Below are 21,224 nucleotides of genomic sequence, written 5' to 3' on the forward strand. Positions count from 1 at the left end.
GGCCGGTTCCGTCGTCTCTCCCAGTGCCGGCTTCGTCCGCCCGACCGCTCACCCGTCCGTCTGTCGTCCAGCCGTCGTACGCCCTACGTCACAAGGGAGCAAGGCGTTGTCCACCGTCATCGAGCAGCCCGTCGAGGCGCGTCTGGTCGCCGCCGCGCCGCGGATGCCCAGCATTCCCGCCACGCTTCACTACGACCGCCGGGACCCGTTCGCCGTCCGGATGTCCTTCCCCGCCCCGGCCACCCTGGAGGGCGTCGAGGTCTGCTGGACCTTCGCCCGCGATCTGCTGACGGCCGGCCTGGAGGAGCCCGAGGGCGACGGGGACGTACGGGTGCGGCCGTACGGGTACGACCGCACGGTCCTGGAGTTCCACGCCCCCGAGGGCACCGCCGTGGTGCACGTCCGCAGCGGTGACATACGCCGGTTCCTGCGGGCCGCGAGCGAGCTGGTGCCGGTCGGCCTCGAACACCTCCAGCTCGACGTGGACCACGGGCTCGCGGAGTTGATGCGGGACGCCTGCTAGCGCTCCGTGCGCAGCAGTGCGTTGAGCTCGCCGTAGGGCAGTCCGTCCGCCACGGACCCGTAGGTCCCCGCGTCCAGCAGCTCCCGCGCGGCGCGGCCGACCACGGCGTACGCGGCCTCGGCGATGCCGGAGCCGGCGCTCACCCGGGCGACGCCGAGCGCGGCCAGCTCCGCGACCGGCGGGGCGCCGGGGCCCGCCAGGATGTTGAGCGGTCCGGTCACGCCCGCGGCCAGCGCCTTGACCGTGCCCGGGTCGACGGTCCCGGGTACGAAGACGCCGTCCGCTCCCGCGGCGCGGTAGGCGGCGGCCCGCTCCAGGGTGGCGTCCACGCCGCCGCCGCCGCGCAGGAACGTGTCGATGCGGGCGTTGACGAACAGCGGCACGCCTTCGGCGTCCGCGGCCTCGCGGGCGGCGGCCAGCCGCTCGCACTGCTCGGTGACGGACCGCAGCGGGGCGGCGCCCCGCCCGTGCGCGGCGTCCTCGATGTTGATCCCGACGGCGCCGGCCGCGAGCACCGCGCGGACCGTGTCGGCGACGCCCGCGGCGTCCCGCGCGTAGCCGCTCTCGACGTCGGCGCTGACCGGCACGGTGACGGCGGCGGTGATCCGGGCCAGGGCGGCGAGCGCGGGCTCCCGGTCCAGTTCGTTCCCGTCGGCGACGCCGAGCGCCCAGGCGAGTCCGGCGCTGGTGGTCGCCACGGCCGGGGCGCCCGCCGCCTCGACGAGCCGCGCGCTCATGGCGTCCCAGGCGTTGGGCAGGACCAGGGGCCGGCCGGGAACGTGCAGGGCGTGGAAGGTGCGGGCGCGGTCGCGCAGGACGTCTCGGTTGCTCATGCCCGCCACTCAACCAGCGGGCCGGGGGCCGGTCCAGCAGAAATGCGACATGGACGTGACAGCCCGGGCAGGGGGTGCGCTCACTTGCGGGCGGGGGTGCGCCCGGCCCTGCCGGCGGCGGGTCCGGGGACGGGCCGGTCGTGTACGAACGGTCGCGGGTGGTTCAGGACGAGCCGGTCGCGGGCGCTCGCCCCAGGGGCCGGCTGCGGGCGGGGAAACGCCGCCGCGCAGCCGCCCGCCCGGACCGTACCGGTCCCCCGGCTCAGCCGCCCGTCGCCGCCGTGGCCGTCGTCGCCGTCAGTGCCGTGCGGACCTCGCGGACCACGCCGCGCAGGGCCGGGACGGCCGCCGTGCCGCGTTCGGTCAGTTCCTCGATGCGCCGCCGGTGCCGCCCGCGTTCCCGATCGGGCACGAGGGTGCCGAGCCGGGCGGCGGCGGCCAGGGCGACCGCGGCGGCGGTCTGCTCGGTGACCTCCGCCGCCGGGCGGTCGCCGGCCAGCACCTGCCGGGCCTCCGCGCGCAGCGCGTCCACGGCGGCGACGCGCTCCAGGGCGTACTCCACCGTCGGGAAGATCCCGAGGACCCGCCGCTTCTCCGCGCGCAGATACCCCTCGGCGGCCAGCTGTTCGCGTACGGCCACGAGCGTGTACCGGGCACGCAGTGTGACCCAGGTCCGCCAGCGGCGGGGGCAGGACTCCCGGACCAGGTCGAGGAGGCCGTCCAGCACCGCGTCGCCGGTGCGCGCGTCCAGGTCGACGGGGGTGGCGATGCCGTCGTCGTCCATCAGCAGCCCGCGCCGGACCAGCTCGGTCAGCGCACCGGCCCGCACCAGGCGGGGCAGCCGGTCGGCGGCGGTGAGGCGCCGGCGCGAGGTGTCCCAGGCCAGCAGGTAGAGGCGGGCCGGCAGCGACAGCGGGAGCTGAGGGGCCGGCGGGGACGGCGGGAGCGGGCCGTCGGACATGGGCGGGCCTCCTTCGCACGGTGGGCGCGGGGCCCACGCGAATATTCGTTGACAGCCGCCCGGAGCCGCTCGTACGTTGTACAGCGTTCCTGTTGCCGTCGATTGGAGAAGGACGTTGCTCGTCTGAGGTCCTGAGACACCGCGTCACACCGGTCAGGTGTGCACGTCGCGTCCGACCTCGGCGTCCGAGCCGTCCTCACGGAAGTCCGGCCCAGGGCTCTTCTCATGCCCCGTGCCTCCTCTCCCACACGGCCTCCCCGCCCCGCGGTGTCTCGACATGCGTCTGCCCCCAGACCGCACCCGGCAACCGCGAGGTGTCCCATGTCAGCATCCGTCACCTGCACCGCACTGTCCTTCGCCTGGCCCGACGGCACGTCCGTCCTCTCCGGCCTCGACATCGCCTTCGGCCCCGGCCGCACCGGCCTCGTCGGCGTCAACGGCACCGGGAAATCCACCCTGCTGAAGCTGATCGCGGGCGAGCTCGCGCCGTCCGACGGCGTCGTCCGGGTGGGCGGCGAGGTCGGATACTTGCCGCAGAACGTCACCCTGGGCACCGGCCTGCGGGTGGACGAGGCCCTCGGCATCGCCGCGCGGCGGGCCGCGCTGCACGCCATCGAGGCGGGCGACGCGGCAGAGGAGCACTTCGAGACCGTCGGCGACGACTGGGACGTGGAGGAACGTGCCCTGGCCACGCTCGGCGAACTCGGCCTCGGCCACATCGGGCTGGACCGCACCGTCGGCGAGGTGTCCGGCGGCGAGTCGGTGCTGCTGCGGCTGGCCGCGCTGCTGCTGCGCCGTCCCGACGTGCTGCTGCTGGACGAACCCACGAACAACCTCGACCTGTACGCCCGGCGGCGGCTGTACGCGGCCGTCGCCGCCTGGCCCGGCGTGCTGGTCGTGGTCAGCCACGACCGCGAGCTGCTCGACCTGGTGGACCAGATCGCCGATCTGCGCGCCGGCCGGGTCACCTGGTACGGCGGCAACTACTCCGCCTACGAGGAGGCCCTCGCCGTCGAACAGGACGCCGCCGAACGGATGGTGCGCGTCGCCGAGGCCGATCTGCGCCGCCAGAAGCGCGAACTGTCCGACGCCCAGGTGAAGTTGGCCCGTCGCAGGCGGTACGGGCAGAAGATGTGGGACAGCCGGCGCGAGCCGAAGATCGTGATGGGCGCGCGCAAGCGGGCCGCCCAGGAGTCGGCCGGCAAGCACCGCATCCTGCACGAGGAGCGGCTCACCGCGGCCAAGGAGCGCCTGGACGAGGCGGTGGAGGCGGTGCGCGACGACGACGAGATCCGCGTCGAACTCCCGTACACGGCGGTGCCGCCCGGCCGCGATGTGCTCACCCTGCGGGAACTCAGGACGGCGTACGGCGCGCGCGTGAGCGGCGTGCTCGATCTGCGCGGTCCGGAGCGGGTGGCGCTGGTCGGGCGCAACGGCGCGGGCAAGACGACGCTGCTGCGCACCCTCGCCGGGGAGCTGCCGCCGGCGTCCGGGGAGGCGGTGGCGCATGTGCCGCTGCGATTCCTGCCCCAGCGGCTGGACGTGCTCGACGACGGGCTGAGCGTCGTGGAGAACGTGGCCCGGTTCGCTCCGGACGCCACCGCCAACCGTGTCAGGGCCCGGCTGGCCCGCTTCCTGTTCCGGGGCGCAAGGGCCGACCAGAAGGCGGGCACGCTGTCCGGCGGTGAGCGTTTCCGGGCCGCGCTCGCCGCGCTCATGCTGGCCGAGCCCGCGCCCCAGCTGCTGTTGCTGGACGAGCCGACGAACAACCTCGACATGGCGAGCGTGCGCCGGCTGACCAGCGCGCTGGAGTCGTACGAGGGGGCGCTGATCGTGGCGGGTCACGATCTGCCGTTCCTGCGCTCGATCGGCATCACCCGCTGGTTCCTGGTGGAGGAGGGGGAGCTGAGGGAGACCACCTGGGAGGCCGTCGCGGCCACGGAGTGACGGCGGGGAGCTGAGGGAGACCACCCGGGAGGCCGTCGCGACCAACGGAGTGACGGCGCGGGCTCCCCGGGAGAGGCGGCCGAACGGGTGACGCGGGCGCGTGCCCCGCGGTGCGCGGGTGGGAGCCGCGGCCGCTCACGGTCCGTCATAGGGCCTGGCGGGGCGGGCCGGACGGGGTACGCGGGGAGGTCTTTACAGCGGCCTTAACCTACGGTTACGTAACCTACGGTTTCGTAGCCTACGATTCCGTAGGTTGGTCGGCACCGCTCGCCGGCCTGTTCGACCGTTCCCCCGCTCGGCGGTGCCGGCTCCCGCCCGGCCCCCGCACGTCCCCCTGGAGTATCCATGACGATCACTTCCCCGCACCTCGGCAGCCCGTCCGCCGTCTGGACCGACGCCCGGCTGCTGTACGCACTGGAGGAAGTGGTCGAGAGGGAACTGAACCGGCATCTGAAGGTCGCCAAGGACTGGATGCCGCACGAGTACGTCCCGTGGAGCGACGGCCGCAACTTCCCCGGCCAGTTCGCCGACGGCGAGGCCTGGGACAAGCAGCAGTCCAAGGTCACGGAGATCGGCCGGACCGCGCTGGTCGTGAACCTGCTGACCGAGGACAACCTCCCCAGCTACCACCACGAGATCGCCAGCCTGTTCGGCCGGGACGGCGCGTGGGGCACCTGGGTGCACCGCTGGACGGCGGAGGAGGGCCGCCACGGCATCGTGATGCGGGACTACCTGCTCACCTCGCGCGCGGTGGACCCGGACAAGCTGGAGCAGTTCCGGATGGCGCACATGAGCGAGGGTTTCGAGTCCGACAACCGGCACTCGATGCTGCACTCGATCGCCTACGTCGCCTTCCAGGAACTGGCCACCCGCATCTCCCACCGCAACACCGGCCACCAGTCCGGGGATCCGGTCTGCGACCGCATGCTCGCGCGCATCGCCACCGACGAGAACCTGCACATGGTCTTCTACCGCAACCTGCTCAAGGCGGCCTTCGAACTCGCGCCCGACCTCACCATGCAGGCGGTGCGGGACGTGGTGGTGGAGTTCCGCATGCCCGGCCACGGCATCCCCGGCTTCGAGCGGGCGGCGGCGCAGATGGCCATCGGCGAGGTCTACAACCTGCGCATCCACCACGACGACGTGCTGCAGCCGGTGCTGCGCCATCTGAAGGTGCTGGACATCGACGGCCTCGGCCCCGAGGGCCTGCGGGCGCAGGAGGAACTGGGCCTGTTCATGGGCGGTCTGGACGCGGAGGCGGCCAAGTTCGACGAGAAGCTGGCGGCCCGCAAGGCCCGGATGGCGGCCCGCGCCGGCGCGTGAGCCTGCGCCGGACCGCGTGCCTAGCGCGCGGTCCGGCGCAGGCTCAGCCGTTCCTTCTCGGACAGGCCGCCCCAGACGCCGAAGCGTTCGTCGTGGGCAAGGGCGTACTCCAGGCAGGCCGGGCGCATCTCGCACAGGGCACAGATGCGCTTGGCCTCGCGCACGGAGCTGCCCGGCTCGGGGAAGAAGAAGTCGGCCCCGGTCTGCGCGCACAGCGCCTGGGCCTGCCAGGCGGGGTCGGCCGGGGTCATGGTCTCGATGTGCATGTCCGAAAGCGTGGCAGGCGGCGAAAAACGTTCGATCAACGCGCGCTCAACGCCGCGTTCGCGGTCCGCCGGCCACCTTGATGATGGCCCGGCGGCGGCGCGTGCGCACGGCGGCGCGCCCACCCGCGTGTGCGGCGGCGATCGCCGGCGGGCGGTGCGAGACTCGGCAGAGCAGACGCACACGCAGAGCGGACAGCGGCCCCTGCCGAGGAGGGCGACGATGCTCACCACCCGTTTCGCCGACGGCGCCCCCGACTGGATCGATGTCGGCGTCCCCGACCTGGACGGCGCCCGCGCCTTCTACCGCGCCCTGTTCGGCTGGGAGTTCCGCCCGGCCGGTCCCGGCGGCGGCTACGGCTTCTTCCAGCTGGACGGCCGTACGGTGGCCGGCGGCATGGAGATCCGGCCGAGCCAGGGGCCGCCCTCCTGGACCGTGTACTTCCGCACCCCCGACGCGCGGGCGACCGCGGCCGCCGCCGAGCAGGCGCACGGCCGGGTGCTGGTCCATCCGTTCGACGTCATGGGCGAGGGCCGCATGGCGCTCCTCGCCGACCGGGCGGGCGTGCCGTTCGGGCTGTGGCAACCGGGGCGGACCGCGGGCCTGGACGTGGCGGGCGCACCCGGCGCCCTGTGCTGGGTCGAGCTGTACACGCCGGACATCGCGGCGGCCGCCGCCTTCTACCACCGGGTACTGGGGCTGGAGACCTCCGCGGCGTCCTTCCCGGACGGCACCTACACCCGCGTCAATCCGGCGGGCGGCGGCGAGGAAACCGTGTTCGGCGGTTTCGTGCCGCTCGCCGACGACCCGACCGAGGCGGCGGCGGGCGCCTACTGGCTGCCGTACTTCGCCGCCCTGGACGCGGACGCCGTGGCCGCCCGGGCGGCGGAGCTGGGCGGCACGGTCCGGGTGCCCGCCACCGACATCCCGGGGGTCGGCCGCGTCGCCCGCCTCGCCGATCCGTACGGCGCCCGGTTCGCCGTACTGCGGCCCGCGCCGCGAGAGTGAGGCGAGGGTCGTCCACGACGCCTCGGAGGGCCTACGACGCCCCGGAGGCGGGCCGGTCGTCCCGCTTGGCGCGGCTGGGCTGGACGCGTTTGGGCTCGCCCGGCATCTTCGGGTACTCGGGCGGATAGGGCAGGTCGCCCAGGCCGTGCTCGCGTTCGTCGCGGTTGGCCAGCTCCAGCAGGGCCTCCAGCGAGTAGGCGTGGTCGTCCATGTCGGCGTGCACGTCGCCCACCTCGGCGAACCGGGCGGGCATGGTCGTGATGTCGAAGTCCTCGGGGTGCGCGACACCCACCTCCTCCCAGCGCAGCGGCGCGGAGACGGGAGCGTTCGGGCGGGGGCGCACGGAGTAGGCGGAGGCGATGGTGCGGTCGCGGGCGGTCTGGTTGTAGTCCACGAAGATGCGGGCGCCGCGTTCCTCCTTCCACCACTTGGTGGTCACCTGCTGCGGCATCCGGCGCTCCAGCTCCCGGCCCGCCGCGATGGCGGCCCGTCGCACCTGCGTGAAGGTCCAGCGCGGCTCGATGGGCACGAAGACGTGCAGTCCGCGCCCGCCGGAGGTCTTGGGCCAGCCACACAGTCCGCCGAACTCCTCCAGCACGGTGCGCAGTTCACCGGCGGCGCGGACCGCGTCGGCGTAGTCGGTGCCGGGCTGCGGGTCGAGGTCGATACGCAGTTCGTCGGGGTGGTCGACGTCGTCGCGGCGCACCGGCCAGGGGTGGAAGGTGAGGGTGCCGTACTGGGCGGCCCAGACCACGGCCGCCTCCTCGGTGGGGCACATCTCGTCGGCGCTGCGCCCGCTGGGGAAGGTGATGTGGGCGGTCGGGATCCAGTCGGGCATGCCCTTGGGCGCCCGCTTCTGGTAGAACCACTCGCCGGTGATGCCGTCCGGATAGCGCTCCAGGGTGGTGGGGCGGTCGCGCAGGGCGCGCAGGATGCCGGGGGCGACCGCCTGGTAGTAGCGGGCCACGTCCAGCTTGGTGTAGCCCCGCTCCGGGAAGAAGACCTTGTCCGGACTGGACAGCCGTACGGTCCGGCCGGCCACGTCCAGTTCCACCGCGTCGCCCATGCGTGCCACGGTAGGCGCAGGGTGCGGCTGCCGCACAACGGGCGTCGCGGACGGGCCGCCCTCGTGGACGCCGGCACAGCTGCTCATGGACGGGCGCGCCACGTTCGCTGACGGGCGCGACCCGTCACGAACACGCACAATCGCTGCATGGAGCTGCCCGTGATGCCGCCCGTGAAGCCGATGCTCGCCAAGTCGGTGGCGAGGATCCCGCCGGACATGCAGTACGAGGCGAAGTGGGACGGTTTCCGGGCGATCGTGTTCCGCGACGGCCCGGAGGTGGAGCTGGGCAGCCGGACTGGCAAGCCGCTGACCAGATACTTCCCCGAGCTGGTGGAAGCCCTCAAGGAGCGGGTGCCCGAGCGGTGCGTGCTGGACGGGGAGATCGTGATCGCCCGCGAGGGGCGGCTTGACTTCGACGCGCTGACCGAGCGCATCCACCCCGCCGACTCCCGGGTGCGCACGCTGGCCGAGCGGACGCCCGCCTCCTTCGTCGCCTTCGACCTGCTCGCCCTGCACGACGAGTCGCTGCTCGACGTACCGCTGTCGGACCGGCGGGCGCTGCTGGTCGAGGCGCTCGCGGGGGTCACCGCGCCGGTGCACGTGGCGCCCGCGACGCGGGACGTCGAGGTGGCGCGGCGGTGGTTCGAGCAGTACGAGGGCGCGGGTCTGGACGGGGTGATCGCCAAGCCGCCGGGGCTGCGCTACCTCCAGGACGAGCGTGCCATGTTCAAGATCAAGCACGAGCGGACGGCCGACGTGGTCGTCGCCGGTTACCGCCACCACAAGTCCGGGCCGGTGGTCGGATCACTGCTGCTCGGGCTCTACGACGACGAGGGCCGCCTCCAGCACGTGGGCGTGTCGGCGGCGTTCCCGATGAAGAGGCGGGCCGAGCTGATCGAGGAGCTGGCGCCCCTGCGCATGGACGACACGGCCGGGCATCCGTGGGCGGCCTGGTCCGAAGAGGCGGCCCACGAGTCGGCCCGGCTGCCGGGGGCACCGAGCCGCTGGTCGGGCAGGAAGGACCTGTCGTGGGTGCCGCTCAGGCCCGAACGGGTCGCCGAGGTGGCGTACGACCACATGGAGAACGGGACGCGGTTCCGGCACACGGCGCGCTTCCGCCGCTGGCGCCCGGACCGCACCCCGCGCAGCTGCACCTACGCCCAGCTGGAGGAGCCCGTCCGCTACGACCTCGCCGAGATCCTCGGCCCGCCGCCCGCGAGGCCCGGCGACGGGCGGCGGACCGACGGCGGGTAGGGGCGGGGGCGACGGACGACGACCGGCCGGACGACCGCGTCACGGCGTCACGGCGTCATGAGCACCTTGACCGCGCCGTCCTGCTTGCGCTGGAACATCTCGTACGCGTGCGGCGCGTCCGAGAGCGGCAGCCGGTGGGTGGCGAAGTCGTCCACGCCGAGCACGTCCTCGTCCGTCAGATAGGGCAGGATGTCGTCCACCCAGCGGCGGACGTTGGCCTGGCCCATCCGGATCTGGATCTGCTTGTCGAACATGGTGAGCATCGGCAGCGGGTCGGCCGAGCCGCCGTACACGCCGGAGAGCGAGATGGTCCCGCCGCGCCGCACCAGTTCGATGGCGGTGTAGAAGGCGGCGAGCCGGTCCACGCTGAAGCGCTCGGCCAGCGGCCCGCTCAGGGCGCGGGGCATCACCGCGGCGGCCTGCTGCACCATCTTGGCGACCGCGCTGCCGTGCGCCTCGGTGCCCACCGCGTCGATCACGGCGTCAGGGCCCCGTCCGTTGGTCTCGTCGCGGATGGCGGCGACGAGTTCCTTCTCGCTGTCGAAGTCGCGCAGGTCGTAGGTCTTCACACCCCGCCGGCGCGCCCGCTCCAGCCGTTCGGGGACCAGGTCCACGCCGAACACCTGCTCGGCGCCGCGCACCCGCGCGATCCGGCAGGCCATGTCGCCGATGGGGCCGAGGCCCAGGACGGCGACGGTGCCACCGGGCGGGACGTCGGCGTAGGCGACCGCCTGCCAGGCGGTGGGCAGCACGTCGGAGAGGTAGACGAAACGGTCGTCGGCCGGGCCCACGGGGACCTTGATCGGCCCGTAGTGGGCCTGCGGGACCCTGAGGTACTCGGCCTGCGCGCCGGGGACGGCGCCGTAGAGCCGGGTGTAGCCGAACAGCGCGGCGCCCATGCCCTCGCTGGTGACCTGGGTGGTCTCGCACTGGGTCTGGAGGCCCGAGGAGCACATGTAGCAGTGGCCGCAGGAGATCTGGAAGGGGACGACCACCCGGTCGCCGCGCTTGAGGTTGGGCACCTCCGGACCGACCTCCTCGACGACGCCCATCGGCTCGTGGCCGAGGATGTCGCCGGGCGTCATGAACGGGGTGAGCACTTCGTACAGGTGCAGGTCGGATCCGCACAGGCCGCTGGAGGTGATCCGGATGACGGCGTCCGTCGGCTCCTGGATCTCGGGGTCGGGCACCTCCTCCACCCGCACGTCGCGCTTGCCCTGCCAGGTCACTGCCTTCATCGCGTAGCGTCCCTTTCGTCGCGGTCCGTCACCTTCGCGACCGGCCGGGTACCCGGGGCCGGACGGACGAACCGTGAGGGGGCACGGGCGGCGGGGGCGCGCCCGGCCCCGGGCCTGCGCTTCGTTGCGCGCCGCGTCTCGGGACCGGCCGGGCTCGGCCGGGTTGCGCACCCACTTGGGCGGGGCGCCGAAGCGGGGTGTGCAGATGCGGCGCGAGGTGCTGGGCGACGCGCACGTGGACCGGGCGCAGGCCCGGCAGACGCCGTTCACGGCCCGGTTCCAGGACTTCATCTCCCGCTACGCCTGGGGCGAGATCTGGACCGACCCGACGCTCACCCGCCGCGAGCGCAGCATGGTCACGATGACGGCGCTGGTCGCGCACGGCCACCACGACGAGCTGGCCCTGCATGTGCGGGCCGCCCGGCGCAACGGGCTCACCGCCGAGGAGATCGGCGCGGTGCTGCTCCAGAGCGCCGTGTACTGCGGCGTTCCGGCGGCCAGCTCGGCCTTCGCGGTGCCGCAGCGGGTGCCGGCGGAGGAGTCCGGGGAGAGCGCCGGGGGATGACCTCCGACGGCCTCCCCGGAGGCGGTTCAGCTGATGCCGTGGGCCGACTCCAGGGCCTCGCGGGCCTGGGCCACCAGACCGTCCGCGCCGCACGAGCGGGCCAGCGCCAGACCGCGTTCCAGTTCGGCGGCCGAGCGGGAGGCGATGCCGAACTCGACGCGTGCGGCGGCGTGTTCGTACTGGCACGGGGACGCCTCCAGGTAGGCGACGGCCTGGGCGGCCAGCCGTACCGCGCGCTGGCCGGTCTCCAGGGCGGCCGCGCAGCGCAGGGCCTCTCCTATCGCGGTGTCGGTGCCGAACCGCTCGGCCTGGCGGCGGACGTCGGCGGCGAGCCGGACCGCCCGGGCCGGGTCCTCCACGGCGAGGGCGCGAGCCAGGTCCGCGGCCCACGGCACCATCACCGGGTTGTGGTGACCGCGTACCGCCGCCGCCTTCTCGGCGGCCTCCAGTTCGTTGACGCCCTCCTTGGTGCGGCCGGTGGCCAGCAGCAGCCTGCCGCGCACACTGCGCGGATCGGGGATGACGATGGTGGCCGGGTACGGCGGCGCGAACTCGTACCGCTCGGCGACCGCCCACGCCTCCTCGACATGGCCGCGGGCGAGCAGGGTGTCCACGAGGTTGCAGGTCGCCGTCCAGTACAGCGGAAGTCCCCGGCCGACCCGCTCGGCGATCCGCAGCGACTCGCGCAGGGACGCCTCGGCCTCTCTGAGCCGCCCGCGCCTGCGGTGGCCGAGACCGACGTAGGCATGGGCGAGGGCCAGGTGGCCGCCGCTCCAGCCCGCGGTCTCGTACGCGCGCAGCGCCTCGTTGTACAGGGCTTCGGCCCGGTCGAGGCGGTCGCTGTAGGCGTAGGCGCTGGCGAGCATCAGCAGCAGTTCGATGCCCCACTCGGTGTCGGTCCAGCCGAGTCCGGGAGCCAGGCGGCCGTTGACGAGGGCGCGGTCGCACAGCTCGACGACCTCCTCGGTGTTCTCACCGCGGGCCATGGCGTCGAAGCCGCGCAGGATCAGCAGCGCCCGCTCGGGGTTGTCGCGTCCGGTGCAGGCGGCGGCGAGTTCGGCGAGGCGCTCGGAGCGGTCGGGCGAGATCGACTCCCCGGCGTTCAGGACCTCCCACATGTACTGGGTGGCGTGCAGCCGCAGCCGGGTGGCTCCCGGTCGGTGGCGGGCCGCCTCGGCCTCCACCGTGCGGACGGCCTCCTCCAGCTGGTTGTTGTGCAACTGCGCCTGGGACAGCCGGCAGACGGCGTCCACCCGCGCCCGGCCGTCCAGTCCGGGCATGCTCAGTGCCAGCCGGAGGTGCTCGATGGTGACGGCGGGCGCGGTCAGCAGCGTGGCGCAGCCGAGTTCGTAGAGCACACGCGGGTGCACCTCGGGCGTGGGCGGTTCCCGCAGGGCCCGCTCCAGGCAGCGGCGGGCGGCCTCGGGCGCGCCGACGGCGAGGTGTTCGCGGGCGGCCTGCCGCAGCTGGTCGACCAGTTCCTCGTCGTCGTCCGGGTGGACCTCCAGCAGATGCCGGGAGGCCGCGGCGGCGCCGCGTCCGGACTCGGCCACCACCTGGGCGGCGATGCCGTGCATGGCGGTGCGCAGGGCGTCCGGGATGGAGTTGTAGACGGCGGTGGCGATCAGCGGGTGCACGAACTCCAGGTCGCCGTCGATGCCGTGGGCGCCGGCCGGGTCCGGCTCGGTGAGGATACGGGCGGTGCGCAGCAGTTCGGCGCAGCGCACCGCCTCCTCGCGGCCCATGGTGGCGAGTTGGGCGACCAGGTCCACGGAGATGCCGGTGCCGAGGATGGCGGCGGCCCACGCGAACCGGGTGGCGTCGATGCCGAGTTCCTCCAGCCGGGCGACGAGGCCGCCGCCGCGGGCCGAGCGGTTGAGGTCGCGCAGTTCGCCGGCCCGGGACTCGACCGGTTCGAGTTCGCTGTCGCGGACCTTGGCGAGGAGTTCGACGGCGTCGTAGGGGTTGCCGCCGGTGACCGCCCACACCTCGCGGCAGAACGGGGCGTCCGCGTGCGAGCCGAGGGCGGTGCGGGTGAGTTCGGCCGTGGCGTCCGGGGACAGGGCGCGCAGATCCCTCACCCCCGCGGCGGCGGCGACCGCGTCCAGCAGCCGGGCGCTCTCGCCGCTCACCTCGCCGCGCCTGCGGGTCACCACGAACAGCACGGACAGCTCGGCCAGGCGTTCGGCGGAGGCGGCGAGCCAGCGCAGCGACTCCTCGTCGGCCCAGTGGGCGTCGTCGATCAGCAGCACCAGCGGCCACTCGCGGTCGGCCAGGCGGCGCACCGCGTTGACCAGGCCGTCGCAGACGCCCTGCGGGTCGGCCTGTCCCTCGCCGGGTTCCGCTATGCCGAGGGCGGGGCCGGCGATGCCGTACCAGTCGCCGAGGTATTCGCGGGCCTCCTCGGGCAGCAGTGACAGCAGCGCGGGCTGGAGGAGTTGGCGCACCACGTTGAAGGGGACGGAGCGCAGGATCTCGCCGCCGCGCGCCGACCACACCGTGCAGCCGCGTTCCTCGGCGATGCGACGGGTCTCGGTCAGCAGGGCGGTCTTGCCGAGCCCGGCCTCGCCCTGGAAGACCAGCAGGCCGCCCTCGGACGCGCGGTCGGCGCACAGGATGTCCACCGCCCGCCGGACGGCGGTGACTTCCTCGTCGCGCTCCCACAGGGAAGCCGAGACGGCCGCATCCGGCTCTGCCTCCGTCATTCCGGTACCTCCCCTAGCCGCCCGAACGCCGTACGAATCCCGAGCGTATCCCTCCGGGAGGCCGAGCGGAGGACTGTCCGGCCACGTGTTGCCGTCACGGGTGACGTCGGGTACAGGCGGGCGACGCGGCGGTCCCGCGGCCTGCGGGGGAAGGGACGGAATGTCAACGGGCGCGAGTTGGCGCAGATTTGACGGTGTGCGGGGACTTTCATGATGCGGTGGTGCGCCGGTTGGCCGTGGTGCCGGTGGTCATGTCGGTCCCCCGGGCGGACGGCACCGGTCGGCCCCTCCCCGTCGGGGCCGTCGCCGCTTACAGTGGGGCGGGGGCCTCGTACCGCGGACCGTGGCGCGCACGGCGGCGGACGCGGCGCAGGGCAGGCAGCGGCACGCAGGACAGGAGGCGCGGCGCACCGCGGGCGGTGGGCGCGCACGGGAGGAAACATCCCGTACGGCGCGAAGCGGCTCGTGGGGCGGGGCCGGTGCGGTCCCGCCGGGCGGGGGCCTCTCATACCTCTTTCACGGACGCCTCATACGGTGGGGACATGACGCAGGTGACTCCTCCCGGGTGGTATCCCGACCCGGGGCAGACAAGTGACGGCCCCGCCACCGAACGCTGGTGGGACGGCGGGGCGTGGACGGACCGGACCCGCCCGGCCGGCTCGGCCGCCGCGTGGGGTCCGCCGGCGCAGCCGCCCGCCGCGGGTCCCCACCCGGCGTACCGGGGCGAGCCCGGGCAACCGGCCGCTCCGGGACAGCCGGCGTACCCGGGCCGTCCGGCGCAGGCGGGGTATCCCGCCTACCCGGGGTACCCCGCCTACCCGGCGCAGCCCGCGCCCGGCGGGCGCCGCGGACTGCGCACGGGCATCGCCGTGGCGGTGGCCGCCGCGGTGCTGGCGAGCATCGGGGTCGGGGTGTACGCGCTGACCAAGGACGACGGCGGCAGCGACCGGGCCGCCTCCCGGCAGATCCCGGGCGGTCAGGGCGGCGGCCGTTCCGGCGGCCAGGGCGGGCCGTTCGGCGGTGGCAGCGGCGGTCCCGGGGATCCGGGCGGATCCGGGGGCTCCGGTGGCTCGGGCGGGTCCGGGGGCCGGGCGCCCGCCCCGGAGCACTCCGAGCCGCCGAAGATCAGGAGCGGGTCGGTGGCCGACCCGGCCAGCGGCATCAGTCTGCCCATCCCGAGTGGCTGGTACGGCCAGCAGTTCGCGAACGGCAGCGGCGCCCAGGTCAACTCCTCCGACACCTACAAGTGCCCCGGCGACACCTCGCTGAGCTGCAACAAGGGTGGCGCCTCCTCCTCACCCGCGCCCACGGTGGGCACGGCGCGGCAGGTGGCCGAGGCGGACATCGCGACCAACGCCGACCAGTCGTACGGCAAGGCCTACGGCGGCATATCGTCGCACCAGGTGCTGGCCTCCAAGGCGGTCACCGTGGCCGGCCAGAAGGGGTACCTGGTGCGCTGGAAGGCGGTCACCGCCAAGGGGTCCGACGGGTACGTGGAGTCGTTGGCCTTTCCGTCGCCGGGGAACCCGGGCCTGATGGTCGTCGTCCGTTTCGGCGTGGACGTCGAGCAGGGGCAGTCGGTCATCGACGAGATCACCCGCGGCATCAAGGAGTCCTCGGGCGGCGGGAGCGGCCAGAACGTGTGACGCGTCACGGGCCGCCCGTACCGCTGGTTCACACGGCCCCAGCGGACCCTGCGGCGGCCCCGCCCCGCCGCCTCCGGGGAAAACGTCGGCCGGGCGGGTCCCTCTCCGCTCCAGAGGGACCCGCCCGGCCGGGTGGCGCCGCCCCCGTCCCCACGGTGCGGCGCTTGCAGGCCGCCGTCCAGTCATCCCTCGGACGGCGGCCTGGGTCTTCTAGTCGAGGCCGAGCGCGGGCAGCACCGCGGCCTCCACGAACCGGACCATGTAGTCCGGTCCGGCGTACTCACCGTCCAGCACGGGACGGATGCGCAGCACGCCGAACATCTGCGCCGGGACGTACTCCAGCGCCGGGTTGTCGGCGCGGACCTCCCCGCGCTCGACGCCGCGCCGCAGGATCTCCCGCAGCGCGGCCACCTCCGGCTCCACCAGCGTCTCGCGCAGCGCCCGCTTCAGCTCCGGGTCCTGCGTGATCGCGTGCCCGAGCGCCTGGAGCAGCCGGGTGTCCTTGCCCGACCACTCCCCCGCGGCCCGCGCGGCCTGGCGAAGGTCCTCGGCGAGCGAGCCGGTGTCGATCCCGGCGAACCGGGCCCGCCGGTTGGCCCGCAGCGCGGCCACCACGAACTGCGTCTTGTTCTTCCACTGCCGGTAGAGCGTGGACTTGCTGCACCGGGTGGTGGCGGCGACGCCCTCCATGGTGACGGCGTCGTACCCGCACTCGCGGATCTGTTCCAGCACGGCATCGAAGAACTCCCGCTCACGCTCGGGCGTGATCTTGGAGCGGCGCGAGGCGACAACCGTGTCCGGTCCGTCCGCGGCCTGCGATGCCATCGCTCTTCTCCTCGCTCGCTCGTGATCGTGGTGCGGGCCGGTCGCCTCACGTGTGGCGCGCCGGTGTGACGTACATCGATCGATACGCCAGTGTACCGGTACTGCGGCGTATCGGTACACTTCCGTATCGGTACACTGTCGTATCGGTACGCTACCGTATCGAACTCGTCCGAGCGTGCCGCCCGACCGGGCCGGCAGGCGCCGGACCCACGTACACCGCCAGCGAAGGGGCCGGGGCATGACATCCCGAACCGAGGCCGCCGCAGCGGAGCCCGGCAGGCCCGCGCGTCCCGCGCTCATACGCGAGCTGCTGCTCGTCGCGGGCCTGTTCCTGGTCTACAAACTCGGCCGGCAACTGGCCGCCGACCACACCGGCGAGGCCTTCCACGACGCGGACCGCGTCTGGGACCTGGAACGCTGGGCGCATCTGCCCGGCGAGGGCTCGGTGCAGTCCCTGCTGCTGCACGGCGACACCCTCGTGCACATCGCCAACACCTACTACGCGACCGTGCACTTCCCCGCCACCGCGGGCCTGCTGGTCTGGCTCTATCTGCGCCGCCCCGGGCACTACGTGTGGACCCGCCGGACGCTCGCCGCCCTGACCGCGGCGGCCCTGGTGCTCCATCTCACGTTCCCGCTCGCCCCGCCCCGGATGCTCGGCGCGACCGGCCTGATCGACACCGCCCGGGTCTACGGCCCCTCCGTGTACGGGCCGCCCAGGACCGACCACCTCTCGAACCAGTTCGCGGCGATGCCCTCGCTGCACTTCGGGTGGGCGCTGATGGTGGCGATCGCCCTGATCGCCGCCACCCGGTCGCGGTGGCGCTGGCTGTGGCTGCTGCACCCGCTGTTCACGCTGCTGGTGATCGTGGGCACCGCGAACCACTACTGGCTCGACGCCCTGGTGGCGACCGCGCTGCTCGGCCTCACGCTGGCGCTCGTCCCGCGGCCGCGGCGCGCCCCGGCCGCGGCCGGCCGGATCCCGGCCCAGCCGGTGCCGGCCGCGGACAACGTGCTGGTGGGGGCGGCCCGATGAGCGCCGCCCTGCTCGCCGTGCTCCTGTCGCTGGTGTCCGCCGTCGCCTACGCCGCCGCGGCCGTCGCCCAGGAGCGCCTGGCCTCGCGCGCGGCGGACGCCGGCGCCCTGCGGCTGCTGCGCTCGGGCGCCTGGTGGTGCGCCGTCGCGCTGAACGGCGCCGCGGCCCTGCTGCACGTGGTGGCACTCAAGTACGGCCCGCTCACCGTGGTCCAGCCGCTCGGCGCGCTGACGCTGGTGGCGGCCGTGCCGATGGGGGCGCGCCTGGCCGGGCGGCGGGTCGTCGCGGCCGAGTGGCGGGGAACGGTGCTCACCCTGCTCGGGCTCGGCGCGCTGCTGCTCGCGGCCTCCGGACCCGCGCCGCACCAGGTGCTGAGTCCGGCCGAGGCGCTGGCGGTGGCCGGTGCGACGGCCGTCCTGATCGGGGCGCTCTCGCGGCCCGGGGCGCGGCCGGGGCTGCGGCACGCGACCGCGTCCGGGCTGGCCTCGGGTGTCGCCTCCGCGCTCACCCAGACGGTCACGGTGGCCGCCACGGACCACACCGGGCCGCTCCTCAGCGCGCGGGTCGTCGTCGTGGCACTGCTCGTCGCGGCGCTCGCGGTGGGCGGGCTGCTGCTGTCGCAGACCGCCTACCGGGGCGGGCTCGGCGCGCCGCTCGCCGTGGTGACGCTGGCCAACCCGGTGGCGGCCGCGGTGATCGGTCTGACGCTGCTCGGCCAGGGGCTGCACGGGGGCGTGCGGGGCGTGCTGTGCGCGCTGGCCGGGGCGGCCCTCGCCTCGTGGGGCGTGGTGGAACTCTCGCGGGCGACCCCGCCCGCCAAGGCGGTGGATCTCGCGGACCCCGACGGGCCGGCGTCCGCGCACTACGACGGTCCTGAGGCGCACCCCGTGGCCGCCGTCCTGGCCCTGGAGCCGGAGTCGGCGTCGCCGGAGCCCGCACTGCTGCCCCGGTCGCGGCGGTCCGGACCGGGGCATCTCACACCGCTGTGACCGGGGGGTCACCGGTGTCACCGGCGCTGTGACCGACCGGTGACACCGGGGCGACCGGCCCGTCAGCCGAGGCCGCGTGAGTCCTGCTTGAGGGCGGTGTCGACGGTGAGCGCCGTCGCCACCACCAGGCTCAGCAGCGGGTCGGGCAGCTGGTAGTGGATCTGCAGGACGTAGTTGTCCGCGGTGGTGAACATGGTCTTGGCCAGGCCCTCCCAGGTCTTCGTGATGCGGGCGACCTCGTTGCCGGCGTGGTCGACGATCGCGAAGTTCCAGGCGCGCCAGTTCTCGGCCTTGATCGCGCCGACCTGCTGGCCGCCCGCGTTCATCGCGAAGTTGATCTTGCCGAAGACGTTCTGCTGGACGATCTCGCCGACCTGCGAGCCGTCCGGACGGGACACGACCACCCGGGACTTGAAGATCTTCGCGGGCCGGGTGAGCACCAGCACCGGCCGGCCGTAGCCGTCCCGGATCTCCAGCTTGTGCGTCATGAACTGGTCGAGGCTGGAGACGAACCGCAGGATCTTCTTCAGCGCGCTCTGGCCGACCTCGGTCACCGCGCCGATCTGGTTGCCGTTCTGGTCGAAGACCTTGTACTCGTTGGTCAGCTCGATCAGCTTGGCCTTCTGGTTCACCACGAGCACCGGCTCGCTGAACAGCGAACCGCCGCCCGCGCCCGCACCGGCGACGCCGGCCTGCTCCTGCACCTGGCGCCGCACCCGCGCGTCGGGGGCGGCCTGGGCCGGCGTCTGCGGCGTGGCCTGCGGGCCCGCGGGGGCCTGCTGGCCGGCGTGGGTGTGCTCGGTCCACTGGGCGCCGTCCCAGTAACGCAGCGTCTGGGCCGCACCGTGCGGATCGGGGTACCAGCCTGCAGGTGTGTTCGAATGCGTGGTCACCGGGGCACACTACCGCGAGCCGGCCGCAAGGCAACCGCTGTCATCGCTCCCGCCAGTGCGCCCCGGGGACCGGGTGTCAGCGGGTGGCGATGGCCGGATCGCTCACGCCGGGACGGCCGTTCTCGACATGTCCGGCGAACCGCCGCAGGAAGCCCGCGTCCGCGTCGGAGGTGACGGTCAGGTCGTACCAGCGTCCGCTCGCCGCCAGGGAGAAGCGGCGGCGCACCGTGGCGCCGGGCGTGACCTTGACGGAGGTGGTCCGCCCCCCGTAGCCGCTGGCCACCTTCAACGTCACCGTGGTGCCGCCCTGGTTGGTGAGGGTCAGCTCGATGTCGTCGCCGGCGTACCGGGCGACCGCCTCCGGGCCGGCGGTCCTGCCGGGGTTGCGGAAGGCGCGCAGGAAGCCGTTGGGGCCGTGCACGGTCAGGTCGTGGGAGCCGCCGGAGTAGACCGAGTTCCAGGCGTCGGACACGCTCTTGCCGGCCTCGGTGGTGTAGGTCCAGGGGCCGTCGGTGCGGTTGCCGGAGGTGACGAGGAACGCGGCGCCCGCACCGGCCCCCGAGGAGAAGGTCAGCTGGAACTTCCCGGTCGCCGTGTTCGCCGAACCGTCGACCACGGGCGCGTACTTGAGGGGGCGGGTGGGGCGCTGTCCGCGCTCCTGCTTCGGCAGGGCGCCCTGGGCGGGCGGGACCGGCACGTAGTCGGGGTGGCGGTTCCTGTCCGGCGGCCGGTAGCCGGTGGTGTCCGGGAGGGCGGCCGGCCCGGTGTCGGCGCTGGAGAAGTCGAAGGCGGCGGTCAGGTCGCCGCACACCGCGCGCCGCCAGGGCGAGATGTTGGGCTCGCGCACGCCGAAGCGGCGCTCGATGAAGCGGATGATCGAGGTGTGGTCGAACGTCTCGGAACAGACGTATCCGCCCTTGCTCCAGGGCGAGACGACGAGCATCGGCACCCGCTGGCCGAGCCCGTACGGTCCGGCGACGTGGCCGGTGTCGCCCTTGAAGACGTCCTGGGTGACGTCGACCGTGGACAGGCCCCGGTCGGCGGAGGCCGGCGCGAAGGGCGGCACCAGGTGGTCGAAGAAGCCGTCGTTCTCGTCGTAGGTGATGAACAGGGCGGTCCTCGCCCACACCCCGGGGTCGGAGGTGAGTGCGTCGAGGACCTGGGAGACGTACCAGGCACCGTAGTTGGCGGGCCAGTTGGGGTGCTCGGTGAAGGCCTCGGGGGCGACGATCCAGGAGACCTGGGGCAGCTTGCCGCCCTGTACGTCGGCCTTCAGCCGGTCGAAGTAACCCTCGCCCGTGCGGGCGTCGGTGCCGGTGCGGGCCTTGTCGTAGAGCGGGTCGCCCGGCTGGGCGTTGCGGTACTGGTTGAAGTACAGCAGGGAGTTGTCGCCGTAGTTGCCGCGGTAGGCGTCGTTGATCCAGCCCCAGCCGCCGGCGGCGTCGAGGCCGTCGCCGACGTCCTGGTAGATCTTCCAGGAGACGCCCGCCTTCTCCAGCCTCTCGGGGTAGGTCGTCCAGCCGTAGCCGGCCTCGTCGTTGCCGAGGACGGGGCCGCCGCCCTGGCCGTCGTTGCCGACGTAACCGGACCACATGTAGTAGCGGTTGGGGTCGGTGGAGCCGATGAACGAGCAGTGGTAGGCGTCGCAGACGGTGAAGGTGTCGGCGAGCGCGTAGTGGAAGGGGATGTCGTCGCGGGTCAGGTACGCCATCGTCGTACTGCCCTTGGACGGCACCCACTTGTCGTAGCGGCCGCCGTCGAAGGCGGCGTGGCCGTCGTTCCAGCCGTGCGGCAGGTCCTGGATGAAGGCGAGGCCCAGGTCGTCGGCGTCGGGGTGGAAGGGCGGTATCTCCTTGCCGGCGGCGTTCGTCTGGTACCAGACGCTCTTGCCGCTCGGCAGGGTGACCGGGCGCGGGTCGCCGAAGCCGCGTACGCCCTTGAGGGTGCCGAAGTAGTGGTCGAAGGAGCGGTTCTCCTGCATCAGGACGACGATGTGCTCGACGTCCTGGATCGACCCCGTGCGACGGTTGGCGGGCAGCGCGGCGGCCCGCTGGATGCTGCCGGAGAGCGCGGTGAACGCGGTGGTCGCGCCCGCGATCTGCAGGAAGCGGCGCCGGTTGACTTCGGGCGTGGGTGACGGCATGGGGG

At 73.8% G+C, this 21,224-nt stretch carries 17 protein-coding genes and 1 pseudogene; 9 read left to right on the forward strand and 9 right to left on the reverse strand.

Annotated features, from left to right (window positions below; all coding sequences use genetic code 11):
* The first annotated feature begins 106 nt into the window (after window positions 1-106).
* Window positions 107-523, forward strand: a complete 417-nt coding sequence (locus AB0N63_RS28645) for an SsgA family sporulation/cell division regulator (protein ID WP_365533198.1) — start codon at window positions 107-109, stop codon at window positions 521-523.
* On the opposite strand, the gene AB0N63_RS28650 is transcribed toward AB0N63_RS28645, so the two are convergent.
* Together AB0N63_RS28650 and AB0N63_RS28655 are read right to left on the reverse strand one after the other, a co-directional pair.
* Window positions 520-1,356: an isocitrate lyase/phosphoenolpyruvate mutase family protein gene (locus AB0N63_RS28650; RefSeq protein WP_365533200.1), complete on the reverse strand. Its 837-nt coding sequence runs from the start codon at window positions 1,354-1,356 to the stop codon at window positions 520-522. The two genes, AB0N63_RS28645 and AB0N63_RS28650, sit on opposite strands and share 4 nt — an antisense overlap.
* 262 nt (window positions 1,357-1,618) lie before the next feature.
* Window positions 1,619-2,317 (reverse strand): GPP34 family phosphoprotein, encoded by a 699-nt coding sequence (locus AB0N63_RS28655; RefSeq protein ID WP_365533203.1) that lies wholly within the window; start codon window positions 2,315-2,317, stop codon window positions 1,619-1,621.
* A 321-nt stretch (window positions 2,318-2,638) separates the two neighbouring features.
* Here AB0N63_RS28655 and AB0N63_RS28660 point away from each other — a divergent pair, with 321 nt between their 5' ends.
* Both AB0N63_RS28660 and AB0N63_RS28665 read left to right on the forward strand, forming a co-directional pair.
* Complete coding sequence (locus AB0N63_RS28660; protein WP_365533206.1) at window positions 2,639-4,264, forward strand: ATP-binding cassette domain-containing protein; 1,626 nt, start codon at window positions 2,639-2,641, stop codon at window positions 4,262-4,264.
* Window positions 4,265-4,609: 345 nt separating this feature from the next.
* Complete coding sequence (locus AB0N63_RS28665) at window positions 4,610-5,587, forward strand: acyl-ACP desaturase (RefSeq protein WP_365533208.1); 978 nt, start codon at window positions 4,610-4,612, stop codon at window positions 5,585-5,587.
* 20 nt (window positions 5,588-5,607) lie between these two features.
* On the opposite strand, the gene AB0N63_RS28670 is transcribed toward AB0N63_RS28665, so the two are convergent.
* Window positions 5,608-5,853, reverse strand: a complete 246-nt coding sequence (locus tag AB0N63_RS28670) for a WhiB family transcriptional regulator (RefSeq protein ID WP_365533210.1) — start codon at window positions 5,851-5,853, stop codon at window positions 5,608-5,610.
* Between the two features lie 220 nt (window positions 5,854-6,073).
* Here AB0N63_RS28670 and AB0N63_RS28675 point away from each other — a divergent pair, with 220 nt between their 5' ends.
* The gene (locus AB0N63_RS28675) at window positions 6,074-6,859 is read left to right on the forward strand and encodes a VOC family protein (protein ID WP_365533212.1); all 786 of its coding nucleotides are present in this window, start codon (window positions 6,074-6,076) and stop codon (window positions 6,857-6,859) included.
* Window positions 6,860-6,890: 31 nt separating this feature from the next.
* On the opposite strand, the gene ligD is transcribed toward AB0N63_RS28675, so the two are convergent.
* Window positions 6,891-7,925, reverse strand: coding sequence for a non-homologous end-joining DNA ligase (gene ligD, locus AB0N63_RS28680; protein ID WP_365533214.1), 1,035 nt, complete (start codon window positions 7,923-7,925; stop codon window positions 6,891-6,893).
* A 147-nt stretch (window positions 7,926-8,072) separates the two neighbouring features.
* On the opposite strand from ligD, the gene AB0N63_RS28685 reads away from it, so the two are divergent.
* Window positions 8,073-9,179 (forward strand): ATP-dependent DNA ligase, encoded by a 1,107-nt coding sequence (locus AB0N63_RS28685; RefSeq protein ID WP_365533216.1) that lies wholly within the window; start codon window positions 8,073-8,075, stop codon window positions 9,177-9,179.
* Window positions 9,180-9,226: 47 nt separating this feature from the next.
* Here the strand turns inward: AB0N63_RS28685 and AB0N63_RS28690 are convergent, their stop codons facing one another.
* Window positions 9,227-10,417, reverse strand: a complete 1,191-nt coding sequence (locus tag AB0N63_RS28690; RefSeq protein ID WP_365533218.1) for a zinc-dependent alcohol dehydrogenase — start codon at window positions 10,415-10,417, stop codon at window positions 9,227-9,229.
* Window positions 10,418-10,601: 184 nt separating this feature from the next.
* Between AB0N63_RS28690 and pcaC the strand changes: the two are divergent.
* Window positions 10,602-10,982, forward strand: a pseudogene (gene pcaC / locus AB0N63_RS28695) (4-carboxymuconolactone decarboxylase); the annotation flags it as partial.
* A gap of 26 nt (window positions 10,983-11,008) precedes the next feature.
* Here pcaC and AB0N63_RS28700 read toward each other — a convergent pair.
* A complete protein-coding gene (locus tag AB0N63_RS28700; RefSeq protein WP_365533220.1) occupies window positions 11,009-13,687 on the reverse strand; it encodes an AAA family ATPase in 2,679 nt (892 codons plus the stop codon).
* Between the two features lie 542 nt (window positions 13,688-14,229).
* On the opposite strand from AB0N63_RS28700, the gene AB0N63_RS28705 reads away from it, so the two are divergent.
* A complete protein-coding gene (locus AB0N63_RS28705) occupies window positions 14,230-15,333 on the forward strand; it encodes a DUF2510 domain-containing protein (RefSeq protein WP_365533222.1) in 1,104 nt (367 codons plus the stop codon).
* Window positions 15,334-15,543: 210 nt separating this feature from the next.
* On the opposite strand, the gene AB0N63_RS28710 is transcribed toward AB0N63_RS28705, so the two are convergent.
* Window positions 15,544-16,158: a TetR/AcrR family transcriptional regulator gene (locus AB0N63_RS28710; RefSeq protein WP_365533224.1), complete on the reverse strand. Its 615-nt coding sequence runs from the start codon at window positions 16,156-16,158 to the stop codon at window positions 15,544-15,546.
* Between the two features lie 238 nt (window positions 16,159-16,396).
* Between AB0N63_RS28710 and AB0N63_RS28715 the strand changes: the two genes are divergently transcribed.
* Both AB0N63_RS28715 and AB0N63_RS28720 read left to right on the forward strand, forming a co-directional pair.
* Window positions 16,397-17,194, forward strand: coding sequence for a phosphatase PAP2 family protein (locus AB0N63_RS28715; protein ID WP_365533226.1), 798 nt, complete (start codon window positions 16,397-16,399; stop codon window positions 17,192-17,194).
* Window positions 17,191-18,183 carry a hypothetical protein gene (locus AB0N63_RS28720; protein ID WP_365533229.1) on the forward strand — a complete coding sequence of 331 codons (993 nt, stop codon included), beginning with the start codon at window positions 17,191-17,193 and terminating at the stop codon, window positions 18,181-18,183. The genes AB0N63_RS28715 and AB0N63_RS28720 overlap by 4 nt, the downstream gene beginning before the upstream one ends.
* 62 nt (window positions 18,184-18,245) lie before the next feature.
* On the opposite strand, the gene AB0N63_RS28725 is transcribed toward AB0N63_RS28720, so the two are convergent.
* The gene (locus AB0N63_RS28725) at window positions 18,246-19,076 is read right to left on the reverse strand and encodes a phospholipid scramblase-related protein (protein WP_365533230.1); all 831 of its coding nucleotides are present in this window, start codon (window positions 19,074-19,076) and stop codon (window positions 18,246-18,248) included.
* Window positions 19,077-19,152: 76 nt separating this feature from the next.
* Window positions 19,153-21,219: a phosphocholine-specific phospholipase C gene (locus AB0N63_RS28730; RefSeq protein ID WP_365533232.1), complete on the reverse strand. Its 2,067-nt coding sequence runs from the start codon at window positions 21,217-21,219 to the stop codon at window positions 19,153-19,155.
* Window positions 21,220-21,224 lie beyond the last annotated feature (5 nt).

The sequence above is a fragment of the Streptomyces sp. NPDC093260 genome (genome assembly GCF_040683715.1).
GTDB lineage: Bacteria > Actinomycetota > Actinomycetes > Streptomycetales > Streptomycetaceae > Streptomyces > Streptomyces sennicomposti.